Annotated in this window: 1 rRNA gene; it reads right to left on the reverse strand. The window is 51.4% G+C overall.

The features are described from left to right. A 23S ribosomal RNA gene (locus BK820_RS14800) occupies positions 1-2,183 on the reverse strand; the annotation flags it as partial.

Consider the following 2,183-nt stretch of genomic DNA (forward strand, 5'->3'; position numbering starts at 1 on the left):
CACGGTAGATAGGGACCGAACTGTCTCACGACGTTCTAAACCCAGCTCGCGTACCTCTTTAAATGGCGAACAGCCATACCCTTGGGACCTGCTTCAGCCCCAGGATGAGATGAGCCGACATCGAGGTGCCAAACACCGCCGTCGATATGAACTCTTGGGCGGTATCAGCCTGTTATCCCCAGAGTACCTTTTATCCGTTGAGCGATGGCCCTTCCATACAGAACCACCGGATCACTAAGACCTACTTTCGTACCTGCTCGACTTGTGGGTCTCGCAGTTAAGCGCGCTTTTGCCTTTATACTCTACGCGTGATTTCCGACCACGCTGAGCGCACCTTCGTACTCCTCCGTTACTCTTTAGGAGGAGACCGCCCCAGTCAAACTACCCACCAGACATGGTCCTCGTCCCGGATAACGGGACAGAGTTAGAACCTCAATATTACCAGGGTGGTATTTCAAGGACGGCTCCATGGCAACTAGCGTCGCCACTTCAAAGCCTCCCACCTATCCTACACAAGTAAGATCAAAGTTCAATGTCAAGCTGCAGTAAAGGTTCACGGGGTCTTTCCGTCTAGCCGCGGGTACACCGCATCTTCACGGCGATTTCGATTTCACTGAGCCTCTGCTGGAGACAGCGCCCCCATCATTATGCCATTCGTGCAGGTCGGAACTTACCCGACAAGGAATTTCGCTACCTTAGGACCGTTATAGTTACGGCCGCCGTTTACTGGGGCTTCGATCAATAGCTTCGCTTGCGCTAACCACATCAATTAACCTTCCAGCACCGGGCAGGCATCACACCCTATACGTCCACTTTCGTGTTTGCAGAGTGCTATGTTTTTAATAAACAGTTGCAGGGGCCTGGTTTCTGAGGCTGCCAACAGCTCAAGGAGCAAGTCCTATCACCGCCGGCAGCGTACCTTCTCCCGAAGTTACGGTACCATTTTGCCTAGTTCCTTCAGCAGAGTTCTCTCAAGCGCTTTGGTCTACTCGACCTGACCACCTGTGTCGGTTTCGGGTACGATTCCTGTTTAACTGAAGCTTAGAGACTTTTCCTGGAAGTATGGTATCAGCCACTTCACTGCACAAGTGCAGCTTGCTATCAGTTCTCAGCATAGAGTACCCCGGATTTGCCTAAGATACATGCCTACAACCTTCCACCTGGACAACCAACGCCAGGCTGACTTAACCTTCTCCGTCCTCTCATCGCATTAAACAGAAGTATTGGAATATTAACCAATTTCCCATCGACTACGCCTCTCGGCCTCGCCTTAGGGGTCGACTCACCCAGCCCCGATTAACGTTGGACTGGAACCCTTGGTCTTTCAGCGAGCGGGTTTTTCACCCGCTTTGTCGTTACTCACGTCAGCATTCGCACTTCTGATACCTCCAGCAGACTTCTCAATCCACCTTCATCGGCTTACAGAACGCTCCCCTACCACTTGCAATAAATTGCAAATCCGCAGCTTCGGCATATAGTTTTAGCCCCGTTACATCTTCCGCGCAGGCCGACTCGACTAGTGAGCTATTACGCTTTCTTTAAAGGGTGGCTGCTTCTAAGCCAACCTCCTAGCTGTCTATGCCTTCCCACATCGTTTCCCACTTAACTATAATTTAGGGGCCTTAGCTGGCGGTCTGGATTGTTTTCCTCTTGACTACGGACGTTAGCACCCGCAGTCTGTCTCCCGGATAGTACTCATTGGTATTCGGAGTTTGCATCGGTTTGGTAAGTCGGGATGACCCCCTAGCCGAAACAGTGCTCTACCCCCAATGGTATTCGTCCGAGGCGCTACCTAAATAGCTTTCGGGGAGAACCAGCTATCACCGAGTTTGATTAGCCTTTCACCCCTATCCACAAGTCATCCCCTGGCTTTTCAACGACAGTGGGTTCGGTCCTCCAGTCAGTGTTACCTAACCTTCAACCTGCTCATGGATAGATCACCCGGTTTCGGGTCTATACCCAGCAACTAAACGCCCTATTAAGACTCGGTTTCCCTACGGCTCCCCTATACGGTTAACCTCGCTACTGAATATAAGTCGCTGACCCATTATACAAAAGGTACGCAGTCACCGAACAAGTCGGCTCCCACTGCTTGTATGCATGCGGTTTCAGGATCTATTTCACTCCCCTCACAGGGGTTCTTTTCGCCTTTCCCTCACGGTACTGGTTCACTATCGGTCAGT

It is taken from the genome of Acinetobacter sp. LCT-H3 (assembly GCF_001866125.1).
Lineage (GTDB): Bacteria > Pseudomonadota > Gammaproteobacteria > Pseudomonadales > Moraxellaceae > Acinetobacter > Acinetobacter schindleri.